We start from the raw sequence: 23,606 nt of genomic DNA, 5'->3' as shown, positions 1-23,606 counted from the left end.
CACACGAAGGCTGTACGTTGCCTGCATCATGGCCCTGAAAATCGCTTCTCGCTTCCGCCGGCTGCTGCAGCGCCCCGGCTCGATCGATCTCGGCCCGTACGAACGGCTCACCCAGCTGGTCGGCGAGGCGGAGGAATCGGTCCTCTCCCTGACCGACGAAGAGCTCACCGAGGCGGTCGCGGAACTCCGCACCACCGGCGGGCTGCACGAGGACGAGCAGATCGAGTTCCTCGCGCTGGCCCGGGAAGCGGGGAACCGGGCGATCGGCGAGCGCGCGTTCGACGGCCAGGTCGTCGGCGCGCTGGCGATGCTGCAGGGCCGGGTCGTCGAGATGGCGACCGGTGAGGGCAAGACACTGGCCGGCGCGATCGCCGCCGCCGGGTACGCCGTGGGCGGCCGCAAGGTGCACGTGCTGGCGGTCAACGACTACCTGGCCAAGCGCGACGCCGAGTGGATGGGCCCGGTGTACGAGCTGCTCGGCGTCACCGTGTCGCACGTCGGCCAGGCGTCCACGCCGGAGGAGCGCCGCGAGGCGTACCAGGCGGAGGTCTGCTACGTCCCGGTCAGCGAGATCGGCTTCGACGTACTGCGGGATCGCCTGGTCACCGACGTCGCGGACCGGGTCACCGTCGAGGCCGACGTGGCGCTGGTGGACGAGGCCGACTCGGTGCTGATCGACGAGGCCCGCGTGCCGATGGTGCTCGCCGGCGCGACCCGCAACGAGGCGCTCGATGACGACGTCGTCCAGCTGGTCCGGACGCTGCGCGCGGGAGTCGACTACGAGGTCGACGGCGACGGCCGCACGGTCGCGCTGACGGATCGCGGCACCGACAAGGTCGAGCAGGCACTCGGCGAGAGCGCGGCCGCGGCAGCAGCTGAGGTCGGCGAGGCAGCTGAGGTCGACGAGGTCGACCCCGAGGAAGATGCCGACGCCGGCGTCGAGACCGATGCCGACGCCAGCACAGACGCTGTCGCGGACGACGCTGTCGCGGACGACGCTGACGCGGAGGACGAGGTCGCGGAGGAGGCTGAGCTTCCGCGGTTCAATCTGTACGACGACGAGAACCTGGATCGGCTGACCCAGATCAACGTCGCGTTGCACGCCGAGGTGCTGCTGCGCAAGGACGTCGACTACCTGGTCCGGGACGGCAAGGTCAGCCTGATCAACAACAACCGCGGCCGGATCGCCAAGCTGCAGCGCTGGCCGGACGGTCTGCAGGCCGCAGTCGAGGCGAAGGAGGCCGTGCCGGTCAGCGACTCCGGCGAGGTTCTCGACAGCATCACCGTGCAGGCGCTGATCAAGCAGTACAAGTCGCTGTGCGGCATGACCGGTACCGCGGTGGTCGTGGGGGAGTCGCTCCAGGAGTTCTACGACGTCGAGGTCGCCGTCGTACCGCCGAACAAGCCGAACGTCCGCAAGGACGACCAGGACCGGCTGTACCTGACCGTCGACCAGAAGAACACGGCACTGGTCAAGCACATCGGCGAGGTGCACGAGACCGGGCGCCCGATCCTGATCGGGACCCACAGCGTCGAGGAGTCCGAGCAGCTCAGCGACAAGCTCGAGGCGGCCGAGATCGAGCACGTCGTACTGAACGCGAAGAACGACGCCGAAGAGGCGGCGATCATCGCGGAGGCCGGCGTGCCGGGGACGGTGACCGTGTCGACACAGATGGCCGGCCGCGGTACGGACATCCGGCTCGGCGGCAAGGACGAGACGCACGACAAGGACAAGGCCCTCGAACTCGGCGGCCTGTACGTCGTCGGCACCGGCCTCCACGCATCGCGGCGGCTGGACGACCAGCTGCGCGGTCGCGCCGGACGCCAGGGCGACCCGGGCGGGTCGCTGTTCTTCGCGAGCCTCGCCGACGAGCTCGTCACGCGGTACTCCGTTTCGTCCGGCCTCCGCCCGCACCCGGACGACACCGGCCGGCTCACGGACCGCAAGTCGGTCGGCATGCTTGAGCACGCGCAGCGGGTCGCGGACGGCGCGAACGCGGAGCTGCACCGTACGACGTGGCAGTACAACCGGCTCACGGGACAGCAGCGCGCGATCCTGCTGGAGACCCGCGAGAAGGTGCTGACCGAGGACCTGGCCGCGGACGAGCTCGCCGAGCGCGCCAAGGAGCGGTACGACGAACTGGTCGACGAGGTCGGCGAGGACGTGGTGAAGGCCGCGGCGCGGCGGATCGCGCTGCGGCATCTGGACCGGCGCTGGACCGACCACCTGGCGTACCTGGCGGACCTGCGCGAGGGCATCCACCTGCGGTCGCTGGCCGGCGGCATCGTGCACCTGAAGCCGATCGACGAGTTCAACAAGTCGGCGATCGCGTCGTTCGACACGCTGATCGAGGACTCCTGGAAGGACGCGGCCGAGACGTTCGCGGACGCGGAGATCACCTCTGACGGCCTGAACGAGGAGACGAGCGGGATCCCGCGGCCGACCGCGACCTGGACGTACCTGGTCAACGACAACCCGTTCGGCACCGAGGCGGACCGGATCCTCGGCCGGCTGCGGAACGCGATCAAGCCCGAATCGGTCTCCGAGCCCGAGGAGATCCTCGCCGAGCAGTTCGACGAGGACGACCTCCCCGAAGAACTCCGCGACGCCGACGACGAGGACGACGACGCGGACAAGGGTTCTAAGAAGTAGCCTGGAGATCGGGTTCGACTTTGGTCTAGGTGCGGATGGCCGTCGGCTCGATGCCGGTCGGCGGCTCGGTGGGCGACGCTCTCGTCATGCCCAGCACGCACAGCGGTCCCCGGCTCCTCGTCGTCGACATCGCCCTCCCACTCGGACTCTTCTACGGTCTGCGGGCGCTCGGTGCGAGTGACCTGACCGCGCTGGTCGTCGGCGTGGTCCCGGGCCTGATCAGTTCGGCGGTGTCGCTCGTGCGCACCCGCCGTACCGACCTGGTCGGGATGGCTGTCGTGGTGAGCATGGTGGCGAGTTCGGTGGTCGCCGTGCTGGGCGGGGACGCGCGGTTGCTGCTCGTCCGCAACGCATGGATCAGCCTCCCGTTCGCCGGCATCACGTTGTGGTCGCTGCGGCATCCGCAACCGCTCACCTACATCGTGACGCTGGCGATGATGCCGCGGCGGGCGCGCGTGATGGAGGAGTTGTGGGAGACCAGCCCGCGGTTCCGGGACGCCTGGAAGTGGATCACGGTGTGGTGGGGGATCGCGACGATCATCGACGGGTTCGTGCGGATCGTGTTGGCGTACACGTTGCCGATCGCCGTCGTACCGGCCACCGACCCGGTGATCACCGCCGTCACGATCGTCGTACTGCAGGTCCCGACGATCGTCCTGCTCCGGCGGAGCGGGACATGGCACCTCGTCTTCGCCCCTCGGCGGCCTACAGTCGGGAGAATGACGGACGACAAGCTGTCACAAGAGCGCATGCGTGACCTGCTGGCCTCCGGCGAGGCGACGTCGATGCTCGCCGGGATGGAGGTGGGTCCGACCTGGTACGACGACCGTTGGTGGTACATCCCGGCCGAGGCCCCGGAGGACGCCGACTACCAGCCGGCCGACCCGGAGAAGTCCGAGCGGTTCGACCGGCTCCGGCGCCGCGCGGAAGCCGTGGACCGTGTGCAGGCCGAGCTGGACAGCAGGCAATGAGTCCGCGGGCCGAGCTGCGGGAGCCGAGCCGGGACGAGCTCGTCGCGGCGCAGCAGGTGGTGGACCTGTTCGCTGCCGAGGCGCTGCTCGCCATCGACCGGTACGAGCGGGCGTTTCCGGCGGACGCGCCCGACAAGGAACGGCGTACGGCGGACCGGCTCGCGCACTGGTGGCGCAAGCTCGACCTGGACGACGTACGCATCGATCCGGAGGGAACGGACGCCGAGCAGATCCTGGTGGCGGCGGCCGATCTGGCCCTCGACCCGGAGAACCACTGGGGCCTGAGCCTCGAGGAAGCATCTGCCCAGGCCGTCAACCGGGCCGCGATGGACGGCCGCACGATGCCGACCACGACCGTCGCGGACCTCCGCAAGGACTTCGCCGACGCGTACGGCGGGCGGGTCGACCTGCCCGCGCGGGACGACGAATGGCTCGCGCAGTCGCTGACCCGGCTGGCGCGCGCGAGCGTGCTGCGGGACGTGATCGCGGCGGGTGCACAGGTCCGGGTGAGCGAACCGCTGCGCGCCGCGGCCGACGACCTGGTCCGGCAGGGCCGGCAACTGATGGACGACCGGCTCCATCTCGCTCGGCGTCAAGAGGCGCCGGTCAACCGGCGTCCGTTGATCGCCCGGCAGGCGAAGACCACGTCGATGTTCTTCGCGTACAGCATGGGCGTGGAGCTCACCGGTGCCCCGCTGTGGGCCGACCTGCTGATGAAGACACCCGCGGTCGCGATCCTCTTCAAGGAAACCCGCGACGCCTGGCGAGAGCACGATCACGCCGTTGCGACCCGGCTCGATCCCGCCCAGGCCCAGCTCCGCTCCGTCCGCACCGACCTCACGAACACCCTCGACACCCCGACCCCAGCCACCCGCCGGGACACCCGCGCCCTCCGCAACCCCCACAACCGCCCAGGCGGCCCCGCCCGATAAGCAGGTTTGTCGGTGGGGCTGGTTAGGCTTCTGGGGTGAGTGATGGGTTGTTCGAGCTTCCGGGTGCGCCGGCGCCTGCCCGTGGTGGTGGGAGTTTGGCGGATGCGGACCACACCGCGGCTCCGCTGGCGGTGCGGATGCGGCCGCGCAGTCTGGACGAGCTGGTAGGCCAGCAGCATCTGCTGGCGCCTGGCTCGCCGTTGCGTCGGCTCGTGGAGGGCGATCAGCCGATGTCGCTGTTGCTCTGGGGACCCCCGGGGACGGGCAAGACGACGATCGCGGCGGTCGTCTCGCACCAGACAAACCGGAAGTTCGTGGAGCTCTCGGCAGTCACGGCCGGTGTGAAGGACGTACGGCAGGTGATCGACGGGGCCCGACGCGACCTGTCTCGCGCGACCGGTGCGGTCGAGACCGTGCTGTTCATCGACGAGGTCCACCGCTTCACGAAAGCCCAGCAGGACGCGCTGCTGCCGGGCGTCGAGAACCGCTGGGTGACCCTGGTCGCGGCCACCACCGAGAACCCGTTCTTCTCGGTCATCTCGCCGCTTCTCTCTCGCAGTCTGCTGCTCACGCTCGAGTCGCTGACCGACGACGACATCGCGCTTCTGCTGGACCGGGCGCTGGCCGACGAGCGCGGGCTGAATGGCGAGTTCGAGCTGGCCGCGGACGCGCGGGATCACCTGCTCCGGATGGCCGGCGGGGACGCCCGCCGCGCCCTCACGTACCTGGAAGCCGCCGCCGGCGGAGCCCGCGCCAAACACGAACCGACCGACCAGTCCGAGGCGGCTGCGGCGGTGATTGATCTGGTGACGTTGGAGACGGCGGTCGATCGGGCTGCGGTGCGGTACGACCGGGCCGGGGACCAGCACTACGACGTCACCTCCGCGATGATCAAGTCGATCCGCGGCTCGGACGTCGATGCGGCGATGCACTACCTGGCCCGGATGATCGAGGCGGGGGAGGACCCGCGGTTCATCGCGCGCCGGCTGGTGATCTCGGCCAGTGAGGACATCGGCATGGGGGATCCGACCGCGCTCGGTGTCGCGATCGCGGCGGCCGAGGCGGTGCAGCTGATCGGGATGCCCGAGGCGCGGATCAACCTCGCCCAGGCAGTCGTCGCACTCGCGCTCGCGCCGAAGTCCAACGCGGTGATCATGGCCGTCGACGCGGCGATCGCGGATGTGAAGGCGGGCAAGGTCGGCCCGGTTCCGCCGCATCTGCGGGACGCGCACTACGCCGGCGCGAAGAAGATCGGCCACGGCTCGTCGTACCAGTACTCCCACGACGACCCGCGCGGCGTCCTCCCGCAGCAGTACGCCCCGGACGTGATCGACGGCACTGACTACTACAAGCCCACCCGCCGCGGCGGCGAAGCAGCGTACGCCGACCGCGTCGCCGCCATCCGCAAAATCCTCCGGGACCGCAAGTGAGCCGTACGGCGGACCACGTCGCAGCCTTCAACCTGGCGGTGACGACGGGTGATTGGGACACGTTCGCCGATCGGTTCGCGATGGACGCGACGATGCGGTTCGTCGGGGTTCCGGTTGGGCCGTTCGAAGGGCGGGCGGCGATCGCGGCGGCGTACCGGGAGAATCCGCCGGGCGAGACCATGACGCTGGTCGAGGACGGTGACGGGCGGGCGCGTTTTCGCTGGTCAGGTGGTGGGATCGGCTCGATGGAGCTGCACTGGGGCCCGGACGGAGCCGTCCAGGCACTCACCGTGAGCTTCGATTGAAGCGTTCGAGTCGGTAAGCTACCTCTCGGCCTGGGGGCGGAAGGTATTTGGTTTTGAGGCAGCCCCATCCTCGGCATGTACGTAAGCGTCCGCCGGTGCTCAAGCTCGGCGCAGGCGTGGCCACCGTCGCTGTTCTGGTCGGCGCGGTGTTCCTGTTCTCGTTCAGGTCCCAGCAGTCGGAGTCCGGCCAGGCACCGCAGGCCGCCGATTCGTCCAGTCCGACCATCGATCGGTCGGAGGGTACGTCGCGGTCGAGCGCGCGCCCGTCACTCCCGGTCGGAAAGCCGCTGAATCCGCTTGCACCGCAGACGAGCGCAGGATCCACGTCCAACTCACCGCTGACCGGCCCGGGCACGAACAACCCGACCACCGCGGACCCCACGACGGGCACTCCGCCCGGCACCCCGTCAGCAAGCACCCTGGCGACAACCCCACCGACGACGCCGACGGCAACGACCCCGACCCCACAGACGACCACCACGCCGACCACACCGGCCCCCACCACCCCGGCCCCGACCACCCCGGCACCCAGCAGTACGCCGACCGCCGTACCGTCGGCCACCCCCAGCAGCACGCCCAGCACGACCCCCGCGGTCGTCTACCGGGACTGCGCCGAGGTCCGGGCCGCCGGGAAGGCGCCGCTCTACCGCGGCGAGCCCGGTTACACCCCGGAGCTCGACAGCAACGGCGACGGAATCGCCTGCGAACGCGGCAACTCCTGACCCTCGCACGCGGTTTGGTGAGGGACTGTGATGTGAGGGATGGTGTCCTGGAGCGGAGTGCGATAGGGGCGCGCGATAAGGTCGGGCGGTCCAAAGTTGCGCAGAGTTCGCATCGGGTCGCATGAGGTCGCTACGGAAGGTGGATCGTTTCCATGAGCGTCGGTGAAGTCGCGGGGCTGATAGCCGCCTGCGCGCTGCTCATCCTGGTGGGCCTGCTGGCCTATCCGATCCTGAAGCTCGGCAAGGTGTTCGACGAGACCCGGATCATGGTGAAGGGCGTCTCCGACTCCAGTGTCCCGCTGCTCGGCGAGGTGACCACCACGGTGGCGACCACGAACGCCCAGCTGGCGAAGGTGGACACGATCACCGACAACGCGACCACCGTGACCACGAACGCGGCCGCGCTGATGTCGCTGTTCTCGGCCACCGCCGGCGGTCCGCTGGTGAAGGCGGCCGCGTTCACCTACGGCGTCCGCCGGGCGCTCGGTGAGCAGCAGCGCAAGGACGTGTCGCGGCGCGTCAAGGAAGAGATGAAGGCCGAGCGGAAGGCGCGGAAGCGATGAAGCGGATCTTCTGGCTGATCATTGGGATCGCCGTCGGCGTGTACGCCGTGACCCGGCTGAAGAAGCGGGCCCAGATTCTCGCTCCGGAGAGTGTCCAGGAGTCCGCGGCCAAGCTGGCCGCCGCGGTCCGGCACTTCGGCGACCAGGTCCGCGAGGGCATGGCCGAGCGGGAGACCGAGCTGCGCGACGCGCTGGGCATCGAGAACGCATCCCAGACTGATTCGACACAGCGTGAGGACTACCGGTAACACCCATGGAAACCAGTGAGATCAGGCGGCGGTTCCTGCAGTACTTCGAGGACCGGGGCCACACCGTGGTGCCGAGCGCGCCGCTGCCGTCGCCGGACCCGAACCTGCTGTTCAACGTCGCCGGCATGGCCCAGTTCGTGCCGTACTTCGTCGGCCAGCAGACGCCGCCGTACCCGCGCGCGACCAGCGTGCAGAAGTGCGTCCGGACCCTCGACATCGAGGAGGTCGGCAAGACCACCCGGCACGGCACCTTCTTCCAGATGAACGGCAACTTCTCGTTCGGCGACTACTTCAAGGAAGACGCCGTCAAGTTCGCCTGGGAGCTGGTCACCAAGCCGCAGAACGAGGGCGGCTACGGCTTCGACGAGTCCGTTCTCTACGCCTCGGTGTACTACGAGGACGACGAGGCGATCGACATCTGGAAGCGGGTCGCCGGGCTGCCCGACGACCGGATCGTCCGGCTCGGCATGAAGGACAACTTCTGGTCGATGGGCATCCCGGGTCCGTGCGGCCCGTGCTCGGAGATCCTGATCGACCGCGGCCCGGAGTTCGGCGCGGACCGGGACTGGGAGGCGGGCGACCGCTACCTGGAGTTCTGGAACCTGGTCTTCATGCAGAACATCCGCGGCGAGGGTGGCGGCAAGGACGGGTACGAGATCCTCGGCGAGCTGCCGAAGAAGAACATCGACACCGGTCTCGGCCTGGAGCGGGTCGCGTACCTGCTGCAGGGCGTCGACAACATGTACGAGATCGACGAGATCTACCCGGTGATCGAGAAGGCGTCCGAGCTGAGCGGCCGCAAGTACGGCGCGGAGCACGAGGACGACGTCCGGTTCCGGGTGGTCGCCGACCACGTACGCAGCGCGCTGATGCTGATCGGCGACGGCGTCACGCCGGGCAACGAGCAGGGCGGGTACGTGCTGCGCCGCCTGCTGCGCCGGGCGATCCGCTCGATGCGCCTGCTCGGCTACGAGGACCCGAGCCTGGTCGAGCTGCTCCCGGTGAGCCTGGAGCAGATGAAGAAGTCGTACCCGGAGCTGGTCACCGACTTCGGCCGGATCAGCCAGGTCGCGTACGCCGAGGAGGAGGCGTTCCGCCGTACGCTGACGGCCGGTACGACGATCTTCGACGTGGCGGTGCGCGACACCAAGGCGAGCGGGGCGCACCAGCTGGAGGGCGCGAAGGCGTTCCAGCTGCACGACACGTACGGCTTCCCGATCGACCTGACCGTCGAGATGGCGGCCGAGCAGGGCCTGAACGTCGACACCGAGGGCTTCCGCTCGCTGATGAAGGAGCAGCGCGAGCGGGCCAAGGCCGACGCGCGCGCCAAGAAGGCCGGTCACGCGGACACCTCGGGGTACCGGGAGCTGCGTGAGAAGGGCGTCACCGAGTTCACCGGGTACCAGGAGCTCTCCAGCGACTCCCAGGTTCGCGGCCTGCTGCGCGACGGCACGGTCGCGTCGTTCGCCGAGCAGGGCGAGACCGTCGAGGTCGTGCTCGAGAAGACCCCGTTCTACGCCGAGTCCGGCGGCCAGATCGCCGATGAGGGCCTGATTCTCGGCGACGGCCTGAAGCTGAAGGTGCTCGACGTACAGCGCCCGGTCAAGGGCCTGATCGTGCACAAGGTCGAGGTTGTCGAGGGCGTACTGCGTCCAGGCGAGGACGTGCACGCTGCGGTCGACCACGAGTGGCGGGTCTCGGCCTGCCAGGCGCACTCCGGCACGCACGTCGTGCACGCCGCGCTCCGCCAGGTGCTCGGCCCGAACGCGTTGCAGAGCGGTTCGTACAACAAGCCCGGTTACCTGCGGCTCGACTTCGCGTGGTCGTCGGCGCTGGACCCGGCGACCCGGTCCGAGATCGAGGAGATCGCGAACCTCGCCGTACGCAAGGACCTTCCGGTGTCGGCGCAGTACATGACGCTGCCGGAGGCCCGGGAGTGGGGCGCGCTGGCGCTGTTCGGTGAGACGTACGACGAGCAGGTCCGCGTGGTCGAGATCGGTGGCCCGTGGTCCCGCGAACTGTGCGGTGGCACGCACGTCAAGCACTCGTCGCAGGTCGGCGCGGTCACCGTCACCGGTGAGTCGTCGGTCGGCGCCGGGGTCCGGCGGATCGAGGCGTTCGTCGGCATGGAGGCGCTGCACTACCTCGGCCGCGAGCGGGCGCTGGTCCGGCTGCTCAGCGAGAACCTGAAGGCCCGCCCGGAGGAGCTGCCCGCCAAGGTCGCCGACCTGGCCGAGCGGCTGCGGGTGGCCGAGAAGGAGCTCGAGCGGATGCGCGCCGCGCAGGTGCTGGAGGCCGCCGCCGAACTGGCGAAGAACCCTAAGGACGTCTTCGGCGTCCAGTACGTCGGCCATCGCGCACCCGACGGTGTGAACGGCGGCGACCTGCGCAAGCTGGCGCTGGACGTCCGCGGCCGGATGCCGAACGACAAGCCGGCCGTGGTCGCCGTGCTGAGCGTGAACGACGGCAAGCCCGGCGTGGTGATCGCGCTCAACGACCTGGCCCGTGAGTGGCGGCTGAAGGCCGGCGACCTGGTCCGGATCGCGGCCGAGAAGCTCGGCGGCCGCGGCGGCGGCAAGGACGATGTCGCGCAGGGTGGCGGCACGGACGCGGCCGGTGCCGACGACGCGCTGAGCGCAGTCGAGCACGCGATCGGCCACCAGGTCACCGGCTAGATGAGCCGCCGATGAGGACGGGCGTGCGGATCGCGCTCGATATCGGCGACGCCCGGATCGGCGTCGCGAGCAGCGATCCGCACGGAATCCTGGCCACGCCTGTGGAAACCGTCCGGCGTGGGCCTGGCGATCTGGATAGGATCGCGGCACTCGCCGCCGAACTGGAGGCGTTCGAGATCGTGGTCGGCCTGCCGCGCTCCCTGTCCGGGGGCGAGGGACCGGCCGCGGTGAAGATCCGGGAGACGGCGGAGCAGGTGCGGGACAAGGTGCTGGTAGTGAACTCGGGGACGACGGTGCGGCTGGTGGACGAGCGGTTCACCACGGTCACCGCCGAACGGATGCTGCGGGAACGGGGAAAGAAAGGCTCCAAGCGGCGGGCAGTGGTCGACCAGGCCGCGGCCGTCGTGATTCTGCAACATGCGCTCGACCTCGAGCGCGAGACCGGCAACCCACCCGGGAGGCCCCTGTGAACGGACCATCGGTGGAAGAAGAAGTCAACGAGGGCGAGCGTGATGATCTGGGCAGCGGCCTCGGGCTGCGCGCGGAGACCCGCGTCGAGCGCCGCGCCAACCGGCGCCGCGCGCGCGGCCGCCGCGCCTTCGGCTGCTTCGCCGGCCTGATCTCGCTGCTCGTCGTCGGCGCCCTGGTGGCCGGCGCCGTGCTCGGCTTCGGCAAGGGCAAGGACGCGCTCGAGGGACTCTTCTCCGCTCCTGACTACGAGGGCGCGGGTACCGGCACGGTGGTCGTCGAGATCACCAAGGGCCAAGCGACGGCGTCGATCGCGGACACCCTGGAGAAGAAGGAAGTCGTGAAGAGCGCCCGCGCCTTCGAGCGGGTGGCCCGCGACGATCCGCGGTCGCTGCAGATCCAGGCGGCCACCTACACGCTGCGCAAGCACATGTCGGCCAAGGCCGCTCTCGACCTGATGCTGAACACCGCCGAGTCGGTCCGGGTGGCGCGGATCAGCGTCGCGGCCGGCAAGACCAAGGCCGAGGTCGCGGTGATCCTGCAGGGCTCGAAGATGAAGCTGCCGGCCGGCGCCGCCGCCACGGCACTCGGCAAGCCGGCCTTGCTCGGTCTCCCGCCGTACGCGCACAACAACGCCGAGGGCTTCCTGTTCCCGGGGACGTACGACGTGCCGAAGAACGCGAACGCGTACACGATGCTCAAGCTGATGACCGCTCAGTACGCGAAGACCGCGGCGTCGCTGGACCTGGTGAAGTCCGCGACCAACAAGAAGCTGGATCCGTACCAGGCGGTCATCGTGGCCAGCATCATCGGCGCCGAGACGAACCGGTCGGAGGACTACGCGAAGGTCGCGCGGGTGATCTACAACCGGCTCGCGGCCGGGATGCGGCTGCAGATGGACTCGACGATCCACTACGTGGTCGGCAAGGACGGCGGTGTCTTCACCACGCCCGAGCAGCGCGAGAACCCGTCGCGGTACAACACCTACAAGTACAAGGGCCTGCCGCCGACACCGATCAGCTCGCCGACGCGTGACGAGCTGCGGGCCGCGATCAACCCGGCGCAGGGCTCCTGGCTGTACTTCACGCTGGTCAACCTGGACACCGGCGAGACCGCGTTCGCGAGCTCGGCCGAGGAGCACCAGGCGAACGTGAAGAAGCTGCAGGCCTGGTGCCAGGCCCACAAGGGCAGGTGCTGACCCACCATGACCCGGTGTGCCGTTCTCGGTTCGCCAATCGCGCACTCGCTGTCGCCGGCCATGCATCGGGCTGCGTACGCCGCGCTCGGGCTGGACTGGAGGTACGACGCTTTCGAGGTCGAGGAGGACGAGCTTCGTGGATTCGTCGCGTCGCTCGGTGACGACGTCCGCGGGCTGTCGCTGACCATGCCGCTGAAGCGGGTCGCGCTCGACCTGGTCGACACGGTCGATCCGGTCGCGGAGCTGATCGGCGCGGCGAACACGATGCTGTTCGAGCCGGACGGATCACGGTCGGCGCACAACACCGACGTACCCGGGCTGGTGAACGCGTTCGCCGAGGGGGGCATCACGGCCGCCGAGACTGCGGTGGTGATTGGTGGAGGCGCGACGGCCGCGTCCACTCTGGCCGCGTTGCGGGGCATGAAGGTCACCGAGGTGACGATCGTCGTGCGTGATGTGGCGAAGGCCGAGCGGTTGCTGGATCTGGCCGCGGAGTTGGGACTCCGGACGTCGGTCGCGGACTTCTCGCAGGTCGAGCAGATCGGCGGCTTCGACCTGTGTGTGTCGACGCTGCCCGGCGGCGCGGTCGACCCGTGGGCAGAGCACTTCGCGGCCGTCGCGCCGGTGGTGTTCGACGTGGCCTACCACCCTTGGCCGACCCGGCTCGCGATCGCGGCGCACCGGATCGGTACAGAGCTGTTGAACGGACTTGACCTGCTCGTGCATCAGGCGACCCTCCAGGTGGAGATGATGACGGGTAGGTCGCCGGCTCCTCTGGCGGCCATGAGGGCTGCTGCGCGTGAGGAGCTGGGGGATCGTGAGCCTGCTTGACCGTCGTACCGTTCTGATCGCCGGCGTCGCTGTCACCTTGGCCGGCTGCGGTGACTCGAAGGACTCCGCCAGTACGCCGTCGCAGACCCCGAGCACTGCACCCAGCTCGACGACCGCTCCTCCCAGCACGAGCGCGCCCACCACGACCGCTTCCACCACGCCGAGCGGTACCCCGAGCACGTCGGCGCCCACCCAGACCGCGGCCGGGCCGAACTGGAACTCCCTCGCCGGCTCCCTGAAGGGCCGCCTCTACCTGCCTTCCACCTCCGGGTACGCCGCCGCGCACCAGCTCTTCAACCCGCGCTGGGACAGCGTCCGCCCGACCGCCGTGGTGAAGGCCGCGAACCCCGCCGATGTACAGAAGGCGATCAACTTCGCCCGTGCCAACAAACTCGTCCTCGTCCCGAAGAGCGGCGGCCACTCGTACGTCGGCGCGTCGACGATCGCCAACGGCCTGCAACTCGACGTCGGCGCACTGAAGGGCATGAGCTACGCGAACGGCGTACTCACTGTCGGCGCCGGAGCCCGCCTGTACGACGTGCACGCGTTCCTCGACCGCTACGGCCGCTCGCTGCCGACCGGTACCTGCCCGACCGTCGGCGTCGCCGGCCTGACGCTCGGCGGCGGGATGGGGATCCACACGAGGACCTACGGCCTCACCTGCGACCGTGTCGTGTCGATGGGCGTGATCACCGCGGACGGCAAGGCGCACAACGTCAGCGCGAGTGCTGAGTCCGATCTCTTCGCCGCACTGCGGGGGAGCGGCGGCGGCAACCTCGGCGTGGTCACATCGTTCCAGTTCGCGACGATCCCGGCGACCAAGCTCGGCTTCTTCCGGCTGACCTGGCCGGAATCGCAGGCCGCGGCCGTCGTCCGCGGCTGGCAGAAGTTCGCGCAGAGCGCACCGACCACGGTGTGGGGCAACCTGCACATCGATGCCAAGAGCAACGGAACGCTGTCGATCCGGGTGCTCGGCGTCTCCACCACCGGCGACGCGACCGCGGCCGCCGCGCAACTGGAGTCGTTCGTCGGCGCGAAGGCGTCGGAGCGGTCGCTCTCGGTGAAGTCGCACATGGAAGCGGTCAAGTACCTCGGTGGCGGTACGACGAGCCCGCGCCAGGGTTTCCTCGCCGGTTCCGACGTACTCAAGGGGCCGATGGACGCGACGACGATCACCGGCCTGCTCGGCGCGGTGAAGGCGGCCGCGCGCGCCGGGACGCCGGCGTCCGCGATCCTTGACCCGCTCGGCGGACAGGCCGCGAAGGTGCCGGCCGGCGGCTCGTCGTGGCCGTGGCGCGGCGCGCTGGCCGTGATCCAGTGGTACTCGTCGGCGCAGGGGAAGAGCGCGCAGACGTTCATCTCGAACGGGCACCGCGCGGTCCGGTCAGCCTCGGCGGGCGGCTACGTGAACTACGTCGAGTCCGGACGGTCGGTCAGCTCGTACTACGGCGGGAGCGCATCCAAGCTGCAGGCCGCGAAGAAGAAATACGATCCGACGAACTTCTTCCACACCCCGTACACCCTTAGCTAGCTAGTGTTCGGCCCGTGAAGCTTTGGCGTGTGATCGCGGGTGTGCTGGCTGCTGGACTCGTCGCGGCTGGGGTGACGCCCGCGTGGGCGTGTGCGTGCGGTGGTTACCTGCCGGACGCGCAGTCGCAGGCCCGGGCGTACGGCGAGAACGCGCTGGTCCAGTACGCCGGGGGCACCGAGCAGATCACGCTCTCGATGTCGGTCCACGGCGCGTCGAAGAAGGCGGCCTGGATCATGCCGGTCCCGTCTGCCGCGAAGGTCGACCTCGGCGACGACAACTACCTGTTCTATCGGCTCGACCAGCTGACGCGGCCGAAGCGCGTGGTGAAGAAGACGTACTGGCCGTTCCGCGATCTCGGATTGGGTCGCGGTCGGGGTGACTCGGCCGGCGCCCCGACGGCGGGAGCGGGGGTGAGCGTCAAGGAGCAGATGACGCTCGGCCCGTTCGCGGTCACGCGTCTCGGCGGCTCCAGCGGTACGGCGGTCACGGACTGGCTGCGCACGAACGGGTACGTCGTACCGTCGACGCTGGCCGCGAACCTCACGCCGTACCTGACCGAGAAGTGGGAGATCGTCGCGGTGAAGCTCGCGCCCAAGCAGGCCGGCGAGAGCCTGTCCGGCGCGACACCGCCGCTGCGGCTGACGTTCGCGTCGGACCGGATCGTGTACCCGATGCGGCTCAGCAAAGGCGCGAGCACGACTCAGACCGTCACGGTGTACGTCGCGGCGGAGCACCGGGTCGACGCCACGAAGGTGCCGGACGCCGCCGTGACTCCAGAGTTGCTCTTCGCCGGCCGGCTCGAGACCGACATGCTGCCGAAGCCGACCGACTTCCTGACCGCGTACACGGCGACGTACCGCGAGCCGGGGAAGATCACCGACGACTTCACGTTCGCCCGGGCCGCGAACGACGACGAGTACCAGCGGATCACCTACGTCACCAGGAACGACGGGTTCTGGAGCACCCTCGGGGTGCTGGTCGGCCTGGTCCTGCTCCTGGGCGGCGGGGCGTTCGTGCTCGCGCGGGTGCTGGCCCGGCGGGCGGCCGCGGGCGTCCGCAAGTAGTCGTCTAGGGTCGTGGATCGTGCCGGCTGACAACGCGTTGCTCGCTGCGGGAATCGGCGTGGTCGCCTGCGGTTCCGTGGCGTCCGTGCTCGGCCCTTGGCTGATGCGCCGCATCCCCGAGCCGGAGCTCGAGGAAGGCGAGGCCAAAGTCCCGTACGCCTCGCTGGCCGGTCGGCGAGCGGCGTACTGGTGCGGCGGGCTCGCGGCGGTGGCCGGCGGCATCCTCGGCTGGATGCTCGGTCTGGACGCCGTACTGCCCGCGTGGCTGGTGCTCGTGGTGGCCGGCTCGGTGCTCGGGTACATCGACGCGCGCACGCGGTTCCTGCCGTCGGTGATCATCTGGCCGACGTACGTCGTGGTCGCGGCCGGGCTGGTGGCCGCGGCGCTGGCGACGGGGGAGTGGGGCTCGTTGCGCCGGGCGGCGATCGCCGGCGCGATCGGGTTCGCGGTGTTCTACGTGCTCTGGTTCGCGTTCCCGCGCGGCGTCGGGTTCGGTGATGTGCGGTTGTCGGGGCTGCTCGGGATGGCCCTCGGCTGGCTCGGCTGGGGCGAGTTCGTGTCCGGGTTGTACGGCGGGTTCTTCCTCGGCGCGATCGTCGGGATCGTGCTGATCGCGGCCCGGATCATGACCCGCAAACAGATGGTTCCGTTCGGGCCGTTCATGCTCGTCGGCGCGCTCGGCGGCGTACTGCTCGGCGTCCCGTTGGAGCGGTTGTACGCCGGATAGGGGAGTCCTTCACTCCACCAGATGGCTGATGTGCCGACATCGCTCACCTTCCTAGGGTCGAAGCATTCGAACTCGGGAGGGAATCTCAATGCCAGTCAGTCGTCGTGGTCTCCTGGCCGGAACAGCCGTTGCGGGTGCAGCACTCGCCATACCTGGTACGGCGTCGGCAGCCGTCGTCGTTGGTGACAAGGTCGGCCCGGACGATGCGCGATACCAGGATCTTGTCCTGCGTGGACAGAACCGCCGTTTCGTCGGGAAGCCTGATTACGTGCGCGTGATCCAGTCGGCCGAGGACGCCGTCGCGGCCGTGCAGGACGCGGTCCGCAGCGGGAAGCGGATCGCGGTGCGCGGCGGCGGGCACTGCTTCGAGGACTTCGTGGACAGCAGCGACATCGAGGTGCTGCTGGACATGTCGACGTACGACGCGATCACGTGGGACCCGCAGTACCGGGCCTTCTCGATCGGCGCCGGGGCGATCCTCGAAACCGTCTACAAGGAACTGTTCTTCGGGTGGGGTCTCACGGTGCCCGGCGGCGGATGCGTCGGCGTCGGCGTCGGCGGTCACTTCGCCGGGGGCGGATACGGGCCGCTGTCCCGCAAGTACGGCTCGGTCGTCGATCACCTGTACGGCGTGGAGATCGTGGTCGTCGACGCCCGCGGACGGGCGCGATCGGTGGTCGCCACGCGCGACAACGAGCATCGCGACCTGTGGTGGGCGCACACGGGTGGCGGCGGCGGGAACTTCGGTGTCGTCACCCGGTACCTGATGCGATCTGCCGGGTCGTCCGGCCGGACACCGGGCGAATCGTTGCCCAAGGCACCGGCTGCGTTGCGGTCCAGCATCCTGGTGTACGACTGGAAGACGACGACGCAGGCCGGCTTCCTGCGGACGGTGCGGAACTGGTTCGACTTCTTCGAGCAGCACAACACCGCGGACTCGCCGTACGCGACGCTCTACGCGCCGTTCATCCTCACGCACACGTCGGCCGGGCAGTTCCTGCTCTCCACCCAGATCGACGCGGCCGCGCCGAACGCGGCGGAGCTGATGAAGGCGTTCAACGCGGCGATCGTCGCCGGCGTGGACCCGAAACCGCAGGTGATCGACGTCGGGGAGGGTCCGTTCCTGCACACCACGATGGAGCGGTCGATCGGCGAGACGGCGACGCCGGGGCGCGGGAAGTACAAGGCCGGGTACCTGAAGAAGGGGTACACCGACGAGCAGATCCTCGCGATGTACCGCGGGCTGACCGACTCGACGTACACGGGCCCGGAGTCGTCGGTGCTGCTGATCCCGTACGGCGGCAAGGTGAACACCGTGCCGTCCGACGCGACCGCCGCCGCGCAGCGCGACGTGGTCGCCAAGATGGTGCTCAGCGCGTCGTGGGCCACCGCGGCCGACGACGCCAAGAACCTCGCCTGGGCACGGAAGGTGTACGCCGACATCTACCGCGACACGGGCGGTGTCCCGGTGCCGAACGCGACCAACGCCGGGTCGTACATCAACTACCCGGACGTGGATCTGGCGGATCCGGCGTACAACACGTCAGGTGTGCCGTGGCACGACCTGTACTACCTCGGCAACTACCCGCGGCTCCAGCAGATCAAGTCGAAGTGGGATCCACGCAACGTGTTCCACCACAAGCTCTCGATCGAGCCGCGCTAAGTCACCAACCGGGGTAGCGGGTGGTCCAGGCGGTGTGCGGCCCGTAGTCGCCGTGCAGCCGCTTCCCCTGGCTGAACTCCAGCGCGAAGTCGTCGGCGAGCTGGAGGATCACCGGACGTCCCTCGACGGTGAAGACGAGCTCCGCGGGCAGAGCCGTCTCACCGTGGAGGGCGCCGAGAATGTTCCCGCAGATCGCTCCGGTGGAGTCGCTGTCACCTGAATGGGTGACAGCGAGTGCGAGCGCGTCGAGGAACTGCTCGGGCTCCGGGTAGGCCAGGGCCGCGAAGACCGCGATCGCGAGCGCCTCCTCCGCGATCCAGCCGCCGCCGAGCCGCTCGACGGTGACCGGTCCGGCCGGTGCCGTGGCGGCCAGATGCCGGGCGAACGCGAGCGCCGTACTGGTCTCCTCGTGGCCCTCGTGCTTGACCAGGATGCTGGTGGCGCTGGTGATCGCCTCGTCGAGTCCTGCGCCGCCGCACAGCTCGCGGATGATCGCGGCCAGCGCGCCGGACGCGAGCTTGCCGGTCGCGTGGCCGTGCGTGTAGCCCGCGGCGGTCGCGGCCGAGTCGAAGATCCAGTCGGCCGGGAAGTACTCCGGCAGCAGTCCGAACGGCGCGACCCGCATCACGCCCCCGCAGCCCTTCGAGTCGTTGACGGCCTGGTCGCCGTACTGCGCGATCCGCGCCTCACCCTTGCGGGCCTGGGTCAACGCGCTGAGGCAGGTGTTGCCCGGCGCACGGCGGGCGTACAGCCACTGCTCGCCCAGCAGCCAGCCGTCGGGTTCGCCGGTCGGACCGGGCAGGTTCTGGGTGTCGAGCCACCGGTCGTACGCGTGGTGGACGACGCCCACGGTGAAGCCGAGGCCCCGGTCGGTCCGGACACTCGCCCGGATCAGGCCCTCGACCGTGAACAGCGTCATCTGGGTGTCGTCGGTGATCGTGCCCGCCGGCCATGCTCCGGCGACGAACGTCCGCAGGCGATCCGGGTAGTTCGCGACGATCGAGCGACCGTCATCGAACTCCACCGGCCCACCCAGCGCGTCCCCGATCGCACCGCCCAGCAGGCACCCACGCACCCGCGCCCGCCACGTCTCCTCACCCTGCCGAGTCATGCCAGGACCCTATCGGGGGTGGTGTCAGCGCTACCCGCAAGACGGGAGCTGAAGCCAGTTCGCGCGGCGTTCGTTGCTTCTACGGTCGTTGGTATCAGGTAATCGATCGTCTGAAGGAGCGCACGATGACCACCGCATTCCGTCGTACCGCCGGGCGCCTGGCCGTGGCGGCCCTCGCCACGACCGCCCTCACGGGCGCCGCGATCGCCGGCGGTCAGGCAGCCACGGCCAGCACCAGCTGCAAGGACTCTCCGATCGCCAAGACCTTCAACGCGGTCCTCGCCGTCCGCACCGGCCCCACCCAGGACAACCAGACCTGCGACTGAATTGATGAATCTGTCTAGTCTGTCTAGACTGTTGTCCATGACGGTCACAGCTGGGCAGTGGCAGCTGCAAGAGGCGAAACAGCATTTCAGCGAGCTGATCCGGGCGGTCCGGACGGATGGTCCGCAGTTCGTGACGAAGCACGGGCAGCAGGTCGCCGTCGTGCTGGACATCGTGGACTACCGGCGGATGGTGGGAGTGGAACTGGTGGAGGACTTCAAGAGTTTCCTGGCCTCGGCGCCAGATCTGAGCGATCTGGAGATCGAGCGGTCGACGGAACCGGCGCGGCAGGTCGACTTCGAATGAGCTTTCTGCTCGACACGAATGTCGTGTCGGAGTTGCGCAAGAAGTCTCCGGACTCGGGCGTAGTCGACTGGCTCAAGTCGGTGAAGTCGGCCCAGTTGTACCTGAGTGTGCTCGTCGTCGGAGAGATCAAGCAGGGGGTCGAGCGGCTCGCGACCCAGGATCCCGAGCGAGCAGCTGCGATCGACGACTGGCGGCAGCGACTCGTCCGCGGCTACTCGGACCGGATCGTCCCCGTGTCGCTGGAGGTCGCCGAGGCCTGGGGCCGGCTGACCGCGACCGTCCCGCTCCCGCTGGCCGACGGGCTGATGGCTGCGACAGCCCTCGTCCACGACTGGACGTTCGTCACCCGCAACACCGCCGATGTCGAGCGCACCGGCGTTCGTCTGCTCAACCCCTTCGGCAACTGAGACCGCTGTCCGGGGTGTGAGCGTGCCGTGAAAGAATCGGGGCATGCTGCGCTGGCTCACCGCCGGCGAGTCGCACGGACAAGCGCTCGTCGCCGTACTCGAAGGTCTTCCCGCAGGCGTTGAGGTCACCACGGATGACGTGGCCGACGCCCTGGCTCGTCGTCGGCTGGGGTACGGCCGCGGCGCCCGGATGAAGTTCGAGCGGGACGAGGTGACGTTCGTCGGCGGCTTCCGGCACGGGCTGACTCTCGGCAGCCCGGTCGCGATCGAGGTCGGCAACACCGAGTGGCCCAAGTGGGAGCAGGTGATGAGCGCGGATCCGGTCGACGCGGAGACGCTCGCCGGGCTCGCGCGGAATGCTCCGCTGACCCGCCCGCGGCCCGGTCACGCCGACCTGGCCGGCATGCAGAAGTACGGGTTCGACGAGGCCCGCCCGGTGCTCGAGCGCGCCAGCGCCCGCGAGACCGCGGCCCGCGTCGCGCTCGGCGAGGTCGCGGCCCGCTTCCTCCGCCAGGCGTACGGCGTGACGGTCGTCAGCCATGTGGTCGAGCTCGGCACCGTCAAGGCGCCGTACGGCGTGATCCCGGCGTACGGCGATGTCGCGGCGCTGGACGCGGACCCGGTCCGCTGCCTCGACCAGGACGCGAGCAAGCAGATGGTCGCCGAGATCGACGCCGCGCAGAAGGCCGGCGACACGCTCGGCGGTGTCGTCGAGGTCGTCGTCGACGGTCTTCCGCCGGGCCTCGGCAGCTACGTGCACTGGGACCGCCGCCTCGACTCCAAGCTGGCCGGCGCGCTGATGGGTATCCAGGCGATCAAGGGCGTCGAGCTCGGCGACGGCTTCGAGCTGGCCCGGACGCCGGGCTCCAAGGCGCACGACGAGATCGTCGCCGAGGACGGCTCGGTCCGCCGGACCAGCGGCCGTTCGGGTGGCACCGAGGGCGGTATGAGCACCGGCGAGACGCTCCGGGTCCGCGCCGCGATGAAGCCGATCGCGACCGTCCCGCGCGCCCTCCGCACCATCGACACCGCCACCGGGGAGGCCGCTGCCGCGCACCACCAGCGCTCGGACGTCTGCGCCGTACCGGCCGCCGGCATCGTCGCCGAGGCGATGGTCGCGCTGGTGCTGGCCGAGGTCTCGCTGGAGAAGTTCGGCGGCGACTCGGTCGCGGAGACCGCGCGCAACCACCAGTCGTACCTGGCGGACCTGCCGAAGACGATCACCCCGCGGGAGTGGGAGTGAGCCCGGTCGTCGTCCTGGTCGGCCCGCCCGGATCGGGCAAGTCCACGATCGCGGCGGTGCTGGCGAAGCGACTCGGCGTACCGCACCGCGACACCGACGCCGACATCGAGGCCGCGGCGGGCAAGCCGATCTCGGACATCTTCGTGGACGAGGGTGAGCCGCACTTCCGCAAGCTCGAGCGGGAGGCGATCGCGGCCGCGCTGCAGGGCGATGGGGAGGTGCTGTCGCTCGGCGGCGGCGCGATCCTCGATGCCGCCACCCGCGCGGACCTGGCCGGTCACACGGTGGTGTTCCTCGACGTCAGCCTGGGGGAGGCGGCCAAGCGCGTCGGCCTCAGCGTCGCGCGTCCGCTACTGCTCGGCAACGTCCGGACCCAGTTGCGCAATCTGATGGAGGCCCGTCGCCCGCTGTACGGCGAGGTCGCCAAGCAGACCGTGCTGACCGACGGCAAGACCCCGGACCAGATCGCCGACGAAATCCTGGAGCAACTCGGATGACAGACGACGCGACCGGACCGGTGGGCGCCGAGCCGACTCGGATCCGGGTCGCTGCCGCGGCGCCGTACGACGTTGTCATTGGCAACAATCTGCTCGGTGAGCTGCCGGTGCTGCTCGGTGAGGGAGTGCAGCGGGTCGCCGTCATCCACCCGCGGGCGCTGCGCTCCACCGGTGACGCGATCCGTGACGACCTGACCGGCTCCGGGTTCACCGCGCACGCGATCGAGATCCCGGACGCCGAGGAGGCCAAGACCGCCGAGGTGCTGGCGTACTGCTGGTCGGTCCTCGGACAGGCCGGCTTCACCCGCTCGGACGCGATCGTCAGCGTCGGCGGCGGTACGACAACCGATCTCGCGGGCTTCGTCGCGGCGACCTGGCTGCGCGGCGTGAAGGTCGTGCACATCCCGACCACCCTGCTCGGCATGGTCGACGCGGCCGTCGGCGGCAAGACCGGGATCAACACGGCCGAGGGCAAGAACCTGGTCGGCGCGTTCTGGGAGCCGGCCGGCGTACTGTGCGACCTCGCCTCGCTCGAGACGCTGCCGGTCAACGACTACATCAGCGGCCTCGCCGAGGTCGTGAAGTGCGGTTTCATCGCCGACCCGGTGATCCTCGACCTCGTCGAGAAGGACCCGGCCGGCGCCACAAGTCCGTCGTACGGCGCGACCGAGGAGCTGATCGCCCGGTCCATCCAGGTGAAGGCGGACACGGTCGGCGCGGACCTCCGCGAGCGGACCACCACCGCAGGTGGGCCGATCGGCCGCGAGGCACTGAACTACGGCCACACGCTAGGCCACGCGATCGAGCGCGTAGAGCGTTACAAGTGGCGCCACGGCGCCGCGATCAGCATCGGCATGGTGTTCGTCGCCGAACTGTCCCGCGCCGCCGGCCGCCTCGACGACGCCACCGCCGACCGCCACCGCGCAGTCCTGGAGTCCCTAGGCCTCCCCGTCACGTACCGCCCCGACGCCTGGCCCCACCTCCAAGACGCAATGAAGCTAGACAAGAAGACGCGAGCCGACCGCCTCCGCTTCGTCATCCTGGACGCCCTGGCCAAACCCACCATCCTCGAAGCCCCCGACCCCAGCCTCCTGGTCGCGGCGTACGCCGAGTTGTAACAACCTGGCCGACGGACGGGCCGCGGAGTGCATGGCCGCGAGGTCAGCGGCTGACGGAGATGCCCTGCACCCGGTCACCCGGTTGTCACCCGGCGGTACGCCGTTGCCGCCGACGCTGTGTCCGACCATCGCGATCGTCCACTCCTCGCCGCCGTGCCAGCCGCTCTTGATCTTGGTCGCGTGCACGACCTTCTGGGCGGTGCCGTTCTGCCGCGGTCTCCGCAGAGTGGTCGGGCACGGAATCGGTACGGTTCAGCTGGAGCCGGTCACGCAGCGCCCGGAGGCGCCGCACCGATCGGGTCGCGTGGTTGCACTCCAGCCGGGCGATCGACAACAGGAGCGGTCGCGCGGTCTCCAGCGTGAGCGCGTCGATCCGGTGGTCGGTCGCCCGCCGCCAGAGCATCGTGAAGGTCGCCTGGACGACGTCCTCGGCGATCGACCACGAGCCCGTCCGCCGGAATGCGAAGTTGTAGACCGCGTCGCTGTGCCGGTGGAACAGATCGGACAGTGGGTACTCGTCGGCCTCGCGGAGCCGCTCCCACAGCTCCCGGTCCGACGCCACCGCCTGTCCCGGTCTGTCGTCCATCCGCACCCCCCAGGCTTGGTGTCCTCATACCCG

At 69.6% G+C, this 23,606-nt stretch carries 24 protein-coding genes; 22 read left to right on the top strand and 2 right to left on the bottom strand.

Going from position 1 to position 23,606, the window contains the following annotated elements; translation table 11 throughout:
• Positions 1–28: 28 nt before the first annotated feature.
• The 16 genes from ACLJOO_RS33255 to ACLJOO_RS33180 all read left to right on the top strand — a co-directional run bounded on the left by ACLJOO_RS33255 (position 29) and on the right by ACLJOO_RS33180 (position 17,981).
• Positions 29–2,653: an accessory Sec system translocase SecA2 gene (locus ACLJOO_RS33255; RefSeq protein ID WP_410791605.1), complete on the top strand. Its 2,625-nt coding sequence runs from the start codon at positions 29–31 to the stop codon at positions 2,651–2,653.
• Positions 2,654–2,688: 35 nt separating this feature from the next.
• Positions 2,689–3,624 (top strand): VC0807 family protein, encoded by a 936-nt coding sequence (locus tag ACLJOO_RS33250; protein WP_410791887.1) that lies wholly within the window; start codon positions 2,689–2,691, stop codon positions 3,622–3,624.
• On the top strand, positions 3,621–4,556 hold the full coding sequence (locus ACLJOO_RS33245) for a hypothetical protein (RefSeq protein WP_410791604.1): 936 nt from the start codon (positions 3,621–3,623) through the stop codon (positions 4,554–4,556). The genes ACLJOO_RS33250 and ACLJOO_RS33245 overlap by 4 nt, the downstream gene beginning before the upstream one ends.
• A 35-nt stretch (positions 4,557–4,591) precedes the next feature.
• Positions 4,592–5,986 (top strand): replication-associated recombination protein A, encoded by a 1,395-nt coding sequence (locus ACLJOO_RS33240; protein ID WP_410791603.1) that lies wholly within the window; start codon positions 4,592–4,594, stop codon positions 5,984–5,986.
• Positions 5,983–6,291, top strand: a complete 309-nt coding sequence (locus tag ACLJOO_RS33235; protein ID WP_410791602.1) for a nuclear transport factor 2 family protein — start codon at positions 5,983–5,985, stop codon at positions 6,289–6,291. The genes ACLJOO_RS33240 and ACLJOO_RS33235 overlap by 4 nt, the downstream gene beginning before the upstream one ends.
• Positions 6,292–6,386: 95 nt before the next feature.
• Positions 6,387–7,013 carry an excalibur calcium-binding domain-containing protein gene (locus ACLJOO_RS33230; RefSeq protein WP_410791601.1) on the top strand — a complete coding sequence of 209 codons (627 nt, stop codon included), beginning with the start codon at positions 6,387–6,389 and terminating at the stop codon, positions 7,011–7,013.
• A 152-nt stretch (positions 7,014–7,165) separates the two neighbouring features.
• Positions 7,166–7,576: a DUF948 domain-containing protein gene (locus tag ACLJOO_RS33225; RefSeq protein WP_130388436.1), complete on the top strand. Its 411-nt coding sequence runs from the start codon at positions 7,166–7,168 to the stop codon at positions 7,574–7,576.
• Positions 7,573–7,824: a DUF6167 family protein gene (locus ACLJOO_RS33220; RefSeq protein WP_410791600.1), complete on the top strand. Its 252-nt coding sequence runs from the start codon at positions 7,573–7,575 to the stop codon at positions 7,822–7,824. Before ACLJOO_RS33225 ends, ACLJOO_RS33220 begins: the two co-directional genes overlap by 4 nt.
• Before the next feature lie 5 nt (positions 7,825–7,829).
• Positions 7,830–10,499, top strand: a complete 2,670-nt coding sequence (gene alaS / locus ACLJOO_RS33215; RefSeq protein ID WP_410791599.1) for an alanine--tRNA ligase — start codon at positions 7,830–7,832, stop codon at positions 10,497–10,499.
• Between the two features lie 11 nt (positions 10,500–10,510).
• On the top strand, positions 10,511–10,969 hold the full coding sequence (gene ruvX, locus ACLJOO_RS33210; RefSeq protein WP_410791598.1) for a Holliday junction resolvase RuvX: 459 nt from the start codon (positions 10,511–10,513) through the stop codon (positions 10,967–10,969).
• 11 nt (positions 10,970–10,980) lie between these two features.
• Positions 10,981–12,165 (top strand): endolytic transglycosylase MltG, encoded by a 1,185-nt coding sequence (gene mltG / locus ACLJOO_RS33205; RefSeq protein WP_410791597.1) that lies wholly within the window; start codon positions 10,981–10,983, stop codon positions 12,163–12,165.
• Between the two features lie 6 nt (positions 12,166–12,171).
• Positions 12,172–12,996, top strand: a complete 825-nt coding sequence (locus tag ACLJOO_RS33200) for a shikimate dehydrogenase (RefSeq protein ID WP_410791596.1) — start codon at positions 12,172–12,174, stop codon at positions 12,994–12,996.
• Entirely contained in the window at positions 12,983–14,527 is a 1,545-nt protein-coding gene (locus ACLJOO_RS33195; RefSeq protein ID WP_410791595.1) for an FAD-binding protein, read from the top strand. The genes ACLJOO_RS33200 and ACLJOO_RS33195 overlap by 14 nt, the downstream gene beginning before the upstream one ends.
• A 14-nt stretch (positions 14,528–14,541) precedes the next feature.
• Positions 14,542–15,591: a DUF2330 domain-containing protein gene (locus ACLJOO_RS33190; RefSeq protein ID WP_410791594.1), complete on the top strand. Its 1,050-nt coding sequence runs from the start codon at positions 14,542–14,544 to the stop codon at positions 15,589–15,591.
• A 19-nt stretch (positions 15,592–15,610) separates the two neighbouring features.
• Entirely contained in the window at positions 15,611–16,318 is a 708-nt protein-coding gene (locus ACLJOO_RS33185; RefSeq protein WP_410791592.1) for a prepilin peptidase, read from the top strand.
• An 88-nt stretch (positions 16,319–16,406) separates the two neighbouring features.
• Positions 16,407–17,981 (top strand): FAD-binding protein, encoded by a 1,575-nt coding sequence (locus tag ACLJOO_RS33180; protein ID WP_410791591.1) that lies wholly within the window; start codon positions 16,407–16,409, stop codon positions 17,979–17,981.
• A 1-nt stretch (position 17,982) separates the two neighbouring features.
• Here the strand turns inward: ACLJOO_RS33180 and ACLJOO_RS33175 are convergent, their stop codons facing one another.
• Positions 17,983–19,092: an ADP-ribosylglycohydrolase family protein gene (locus ACLJOO_RS33175; protein WP_410791589.1), complete on the bottom strand. Its 1,110-nt coding sequence runs from the start codon at positions 19,090–19,092 to the stop codon at positions 17,983–17,985.
• Between the two features lie 125 nt (positions 19,093–19,217).
• Between ACLJOO_RS33175 and ACLJOO_RS33170 the strand changes: the two genes are divergently transcribed.
• The 6 genes from ACLJOO_RS33170 to aroB are packed head-to-tail and all read left to right on the top strand — an operon-like array spanning position 19,218 to position 22,987.
• The gene (locus ACLJOO_RS33170; RefSeq protein ID WP_410791588.1) at positions 19,218–19,418 is read left to right on the top strand and encodes a hypothetical protein; all 201 of its coding nucleotides are present in this window, start codon (positions 19,218–19,220) and stop codon (positions 19,416–19,418) included.
• A 37-nt stretch (positions 19,419–19,455) separates the two neighbouring features.
• Positions 19,456–19,722, top strand: coding sequence for a type II toxin-antitoxin system Phd/YefM family antitoxin (locus tag ACLJOO_RS33165; protein ID WP_410791587.1), 267 nt, complete (start codon positions 19,456–19,458; stop codon positions 19,720–19,722).
• Positions 19,719–20,129, top strand: a complete 411-nt coding sequence (locus tag ACLJOO_RS33160) for a type II toxin-antitoxin system VapC family toxin (protein WP_410791586.1) — start codon at positions 19,719–19,721, stop codon at positions 20,127–20,129. The genes ACLJOO_RS33165 and ACLJOO_RS33160 overlap by 4 nt, the downstream gene beginning before the upstream one ends.
• A 43-nt stretch (positions 20,130–20,172) precedes the next feature.
• Positions 20,173–21,372 carry a chorismate synthase gene (gene aroC / locus ACLJOO_RS33155; protein WP_410791585.1) on the top strand — a complete coding sequence of 400 codons (1,200 nt, stop codon included), beginning with the start codon at positions 20,173–20,175 and terminating at the stop codon, positions 21,370–21,372.
• Positions 21,369–21,869 carry a shikimate kinase gene (locus tag ACLJOO_RS33150; protein WP_410791584.1) on the top strand — a complete coding sequence of 167 codons (501 nt, stop codon included), beginning with the start codon at positions 21,369–21,371 and terminating at the stop codon, positions 21,867–21,869. Before aroC ends, ACLJOO_RS33150 begins: the two co-directional genes overlap by 4 nt.
• Entirely contained in the window at positions 21,866–22,987 is a 1,122-nt protein-coding gene (gene aroB, locus ACLJOO_RS33145; protein ID WP_410791583.1) for a 3-dehydroquinate synthase, read from the top strand. The genes ACLJOO_RS33150 and aroB overlap by 4 nt, the downstream gene beginning before the upstream one ends.
• Positions 22,988–23,072: 85 nt before the next feature.
• Here the strand turns inward: aroB and ACLJOO_RS33140 are convergent, their stop codons facing one another.
• Positions 23,073–23,573, bottom strand: coding sequence for an RNA polymerase sigma factor (locus ACLJOO_RS33140; RefSeq protein WP_410791582.1), 501 nt, complete (start codon positions 23,571–23,573; stop codon positions 23,073–23,075).
• Between the last annotated feature and the right edge of the window lie 33 nt (positions 23,574–23,606).

Origin of the sequence: Kribbella sp. C-35, assembly GCF_046549195.1 — a bacterium.
In the GTDB taxonomy this organism is placed as follows: domain Bacteria; phylum Actinomycetota; class Actinomycetes; order Propionibacteriales; family Kribbellaceae; genus Kribbella.
Note: the sequence above shows the minus strand (reverse complement) of the source record. Positions and strands in the feature narration are given on the sequence as shown.

Excerpts from the sequence above, each read along its gene's own strand:
- ACLJOO_RS33255 (WP_410791605.1), top strand. The coding sequence starts at position 29 with ATGGCCCTGAAAATCGCTTCTCGCTTCCGCCGGCTGCTGCAGCGCCCC.
- ACLJOO_RS33250 (WP_410791887.1), top strand. The coding sequence starts at position 2,689 with ATGGCCGTCGGCTCGATGCCGGTCGGCGGCTCGGTGGGCGACGCTCTC.
- ACLJOO_RS33245 (WP_410791604.1), top strand. The coding sequence starts at position 3,621 with ATGAGTCCGCGGGCCGAGCTGCGGGAGCCGAGCCGGGACGAGCTCGTC.
- ACLJOO_RS33225 (WP_130388436.1), top strand. The coding sequence starts at position 7,166 with ATGAGCGTCGGTGAAGTCGCGGGGCTGATAGCCGCCTGCGCGCTGCTC.
- ACLJOO_RS33220 (WP_410791600.1), top strand. The coding sequence starts at position 7,573 with ATGAAGCGGATCTTCTGGCTGATCATTGGGATCGCCGTCGGCGTGTAC.
- alaS (WP_410791599.1), top strand. The coding sequence starts at position 7,830 with ATGGAAACCAGTGAGATCAGGCGGCGGTTCCTGCAGTACTTCGAGGAC.
- ruvX (WP_410791598.1), top strand. The coding sequence starts at position 10,511 with ATGAGGACGGGCGTGCGGATCGCGCTCGATATCGGCGACGCCCGGATC.
- ACLJOO_RS33200 (WP_410791596.1), top strand. The coding sequence starts at position 12,172 with ATGACCCGGTGTGCCGTTCTCGGTTCGCCAATCGCGCACTCGCTGTCG.
- ACLJOO_RS33180 (WP_410791591.1), top strand. The coding sequence starts at position 16,407 with ATGCCAGTCAGTCGTCGTGGTCTCCTGGCCGGAACAGCCGTTGCGGGT.
- ACLJOO_RS33175 (WP_410791589.1), bottom strand. The coding sequence starts at position 19,092 with ATGACTCGGCAGGGTGAGGAGACGTGGCGGGCGCGGGTGCGTGGGTGC.
- ACLJOO_RS33170 (WP_410791588.1), top strand. The coding sequence starts at position 19,218 with ATGACCACCGCATTCCGTCGTACCGCCGGGCGCCTGGCCGTGGCGGCC.
- ACLJOO_RS33165 (WP_410791587.1), top strand. The coding sequence starts at position 19,456 with ATGACGGTCACAGCTGGGCAGTGGCAGCTGCAAGAGGCGAAACAGCAT.
- ACLJOO_RS33160 (WP_410791586.1), top strand. The coding sequence starts at position 19,719 with ATGAGCTTTCTGCTCGACACGAATGTCGTGTCGGAGTTGCGCAAGAAG.
- aroC (WP_410791585.1), top strand. The coding sequence starts at position 20,173 with ATGCTGCGCTGGCTCACCGCCGGCGAGTCGCACGGACAAGCGCTCGTC.
- aroB (WP_410791583.1), top strand. The coding sequence starts at position 21,866 with ATGACAGACGACGCGACCGGACCGGTGGGCGCCGAGCCGACTCGGATC.
- ACLJOO_RS33140 (WP_410791582.1), bottom strand. The coding sequence starts at position 23,573 with ATGGACGACAGACCGGGACAGGCGGTGGCGTCGGACCGGGAGCTGTGG.